We start from the raw sequence: 3846 nt of genomic DNA on the forward strand, positions 1-3846 counted from the left end.
ACGAGATAAAACGGAAACCCGCAAACGCCGGCGCGAGTGGTTGCTCATCCTCCTGATCATCACCCTTGTTGTCATCTTCTCGAATTTCGAGACCCAGCTACTTGAACTCTCGTCCAAGCTGCCGCTGTCCAATACCATTCTGGTCCTGGCGCTGATCAACGTCAACATCCTGCTGATTTTGCTGTTTCTTTTCCTGGTATTCAGAAACCTCTTTAAGCTGATTCTCGAACGGCGCCGAAATGTGCCGGGATCGCGCCTGCGAACCAAGCTGGTTGTCGCATTTGTTTCCTTGTCGCTGATTCCCACGATGCTGCTCTTTTTCGTCTCGGCCGGCTTCATCACCAACTCGATTGAAAACTGGTTCAACACCCAGATCGAAACCTCGCTGCAGGAATCACTGGAGGTGGCCCAGACCTACTACAAGAACTCGGCGGCCAATGCCCTCTACTATGCCGATCAACTGGCTCGCATCATCAAAAAGGACAAACTGCTCAACGAGGAGAACCTGCCGAAACTGGTTGAGGTGATAAAGGAAAAACAACAGGAATACAATCTCGGAGTCGTCGAGGTTTTTTCTTCCACCTATGAGGAACTGGTGCGGGCATCCAATCCCCAGGTGCCGGCCGCCAACTTTACCGATCCGGGATCCGACAATATCCGGGAAGGGCTACAGGGCAACCGCTTCACCCGCATCACCCCTATTGGCAAGGCGGATTTGATCAGGGGCATCGTCCCTGTCCAGTCGAACTGGAACCCGAAGGACATCGTTGCGGTTGTCGTGGTCAACTACTACGTACCCTACTCGCTGGTCAGCAAAATGAAGGAGATCTCCTCATCCTTCGAACAGTACAAAAACACCAAGCTGCTTAAAAACAAGATCAAGAAAGGCTACGTCGCCGTCCTGCTGCTGATCGCCCTGGTCATTATTTTTCTGGCCACCTGGTTCGGCTTTCACCTCGCCCGCGGCATCACCGACCCGATTCAGGAACTCGCCGTCGCCACCAACCGCGTGGCCGACGGCGACCTCAACGTACACATTGAACAGGTCAGCGATGACGAAGTCGGCACCCTGGTTAAAGCCTTCAACCAGATGACCACCGACCTGCGCCAAGGGCAGCAGGAAATCAGGGAGGCCAACCTGGAGCTGCAGGCGTCGAACCTGGAGATCGACCAGCGCCGGCGCTACATGGAAATCGTCCTGAAAAACGTCACCGCCGGTGTCATCTCGGTCGACAAGGAAGGCCGCATCACCACGATCAACAAGTCGGCCGAAAGCCTGCTCAAAATTCAGACCGGAAAAGTCGTCGGAAAAAACTTCCGCGAAGTGGTCAGCAATGAACATCTACCGATGGTCAAGGAATTCCTCAAGGACCTGATGATTTCAGGTAAGGACTCGATCCGCAAGCAGGTCAGCCTCCCGGTTCAGGAAAACAAGGTGACCTTCCTGTTCAACGTCACCACCTTGCGGGATGAGAATAACGAATTCATGGGCACGGTTGTCGTCTTCGACGATCTGACCCATCTGATCAAGGCGCAGCGCATGGCGGCCTGGCGCGAAGTGGCCCGCCGCATCGCCCACGAGATAAAGAACCCGCTGACCCCCATCCAACTCTCGGCCCAGCGCCTCAGACGCCGCTACCTCGACCGCTTCAGCAGTGATGACACGGTGTTTGACGAGTGCACGCGGATGATCGTAACCCAGGTCGATGAATTAAAAAATCTGGTCAACGAGTTCTCCAACTTCGCCCGGATGCCGGCCAGCAACCCGGCGCTCAACAACCTCAACGAAGTCATAAACGAAGCCCTGGTCCTCTACCAGGAGGGGCACAAGGAAATCCATTTCACCTTCGAACCGGACCCCGGCGTTCCCCTTTTCAATCTCGATCGCGAGCAGGTCAAGCGGGTAGTTATCAACCTGCTCGACAATGCCGTCAGTGCCGTCCACGAAATTGAAAGTGCGGCCATCGCCATTGAGACGAGCTACAATGCGCCGCTGCAAATGGTCACCTTTACCGTTGCCGACAACGGCTGCGGCATCAACCCCGATGACAAGCCGCGTCTTTTTGAACCCTACTTTTCAACAAAAAAAACCGGCACAGGCCTGGGCCTGGCCATAGTCTCGACCATCATCTCGGACCACAACGGCTACATCCGGGTCAAAGACAATTCCCCCAAAGGCACCAGGTTCATTGTCGAATTGCCCGTCACCGACAGCGCCCCGAACGCCTGAGGCTTCACTTTCATCAAGCAAGGAAACTGCATGAAAAGCATTCTTATCGTCGATGACGAAGAAAGCATTCGCGAAAGCCTGCAAGGCATTCTCCAGGACGAGGGGTTTCGCACGATATCCGCCGAAAACGGCGAACAGGGGATTGCGCTGCTGCGCGATGAAATTCCCGATCTGGTCCTGCTTGACATCTGGATGCCGGGAATGGACGGCATTGAAACCCTCCGCAAGATACGTGAAGTCTGCCCGGAACAACTGGTGATCATGATGAGCGGTCACGGAACCATTGAAACGGCGGTCAAGGCCACCAAGCTCGGAGCCTATGACTTCATCGAAAAGCCCCTGTCACTGGAGAAACTGCTCCTGTCGGTGCAGAATGCGTTGACGGTCGGGCAACTGGTCGAGGAAAACCGCTCCCTGAAAGCCAAGATCGCCAAGGAACATGAAATGATCGGCGACAGCCCGGCGATCCGCCAGTTGAAGGAACAGATTGCCATCGCCGCCCCGACCTCGGGGTGGGTACTGATTACCGGCGAAAACGGGACCGGCAAAGAACTGGTCGCCCGGGCGATTCACACCCTTTCCAGCCGAGCCAGCAAACCCTTCATCGAAGTGAACTGCGCGGCCATCCCCGAAGAACTGATCGAATCGGAACTGTTCGGCCATGAAAAAGGCGCTTTCACCGGGGCGACCGCCCTGCGCAAAGGCAAATTCGACCTGGCCAACGAAGGCACCCTCTTTCTCGATGAAATCGGCGACATGAGCCTGAAAACCCAGGCCAAGGTACTGCGGATCCTGCAGGAACGAAAATTCGAAAGGGTCGGCGGCAGCCGTACCATCGAAGTCGATGTCCGGGTTATCGCCGCCACCAACAAGGATCTCGCCGAGGAAATCACCCAGGGTAACTTTCGCGAGGACCTGTTTTACCGGCTCAATGTTCTCCCTTTCGATGTACCGCCGCTTCGTGAACGCAAATCAGACATCGCCAAACTGATCACACATTTCCTCGAACTGTACTGCAGCAAAGAAAGCCGGGAGATCAAGACGGTATCCCCCCCGGCAATGGAATTGCTCGTCAACTATTCGTGGCCGGGCAACGTTCGTGAGTTGAAAAATATCATCGAGCGACTGGTGATCATGGTGCAGGAAAAGGAGATAACGGAACGCCACCTGCCCGCGGCTACATTTTCCCGAAAAACGGCAGAACCCCGTCCGGCTACTTCATTAATCGCCGATGTAGCCACATTCAGGGAAGCCAAAGAAGAATTTGAAAAGGATTTCCTGATCCAGAAACTTGAAGAAAATGACTGGAATATTTCCAGAACGGCCGAAGCTATCGAGATTGAACGCTCCAACCTCCACCGAAAGATCAAAAGCTTTGGCATTGAACTGAAAAAATAGAAGGGCTATTTACTGCTGGCGTATTATGCAACACCGGCAGTAAACATATCTGACACTGTCAGCAGATTTAAAACGCAAAATGGCCCGCCTCAACTTGAGGCGGGCCATTTTGCGAATAAATTTCGGCGGCGACCTACTTTCCCACATAGTTACCCATGCAGTATCATCGGCGCTGTAGGGCTTAACTTCTGTGTTCGGAATGGGAACAGGTGTGACTC

At 54.2% G+C, this 3846-nt stretch carries 2 protein-coding genes and 1 rRNA gene; 2 read left to right on the forward strand and 1 reads right to left on the reverse strand.

Translation table 11 applies throughout. From position 1 onward, the window contains the following. Both ABYV89_RS15225 and ABYV89_RS15230 read left to right on the forward strand, forming a co-directional pair. On the forward strand, positions 1–2230 hold a 2230-nt coding region (locus ABYV89_RS15225; RefSeq protein WP_432823786.1), incomplete at its 5' end, for an ATP-binding protein. A gap of 30 nt (positions 2231–2260) precedes the next feature. Beyond that, positions 2261–3628, forward strand: a complete 1368-nt coding sequence (locus ABYV89_RS15230; protein ID WP_432823787.1) for a sigma-54-dependent transcriptional regulator — start codon at positions 2261–2263, stop codon at positions 3626–3628. 120 nt (positions 3629–3748) lie between these two features. Here the strand turns inward: ABYV89_RS15230 and rrf are convergent. Further along, positions 3749–3846 (reverse strand): 5S ribosomal RNA (rrf, locus tag ABYV89_RS15235); the annotation flags it as partial.

It is taken from the genome of Trichloromonas sp. (genome assembly GCF_041583255.1).
Taxonomy (GTDB): Bacteria; Desulfobacterota; Desulfuromonadia; order Desulfuromonadales; family Trichloromonadaceae; genus Trichloromonas.

Coding starts and splice junctions, on each gene's coding strand:
- ABYV89_RS15230 (WP_432823787.1), top strand. CDS start 2,261: ATGAAAAGCATTCTTATCGTCGATGACGAAGAAAGCATTCGCGAAAGC.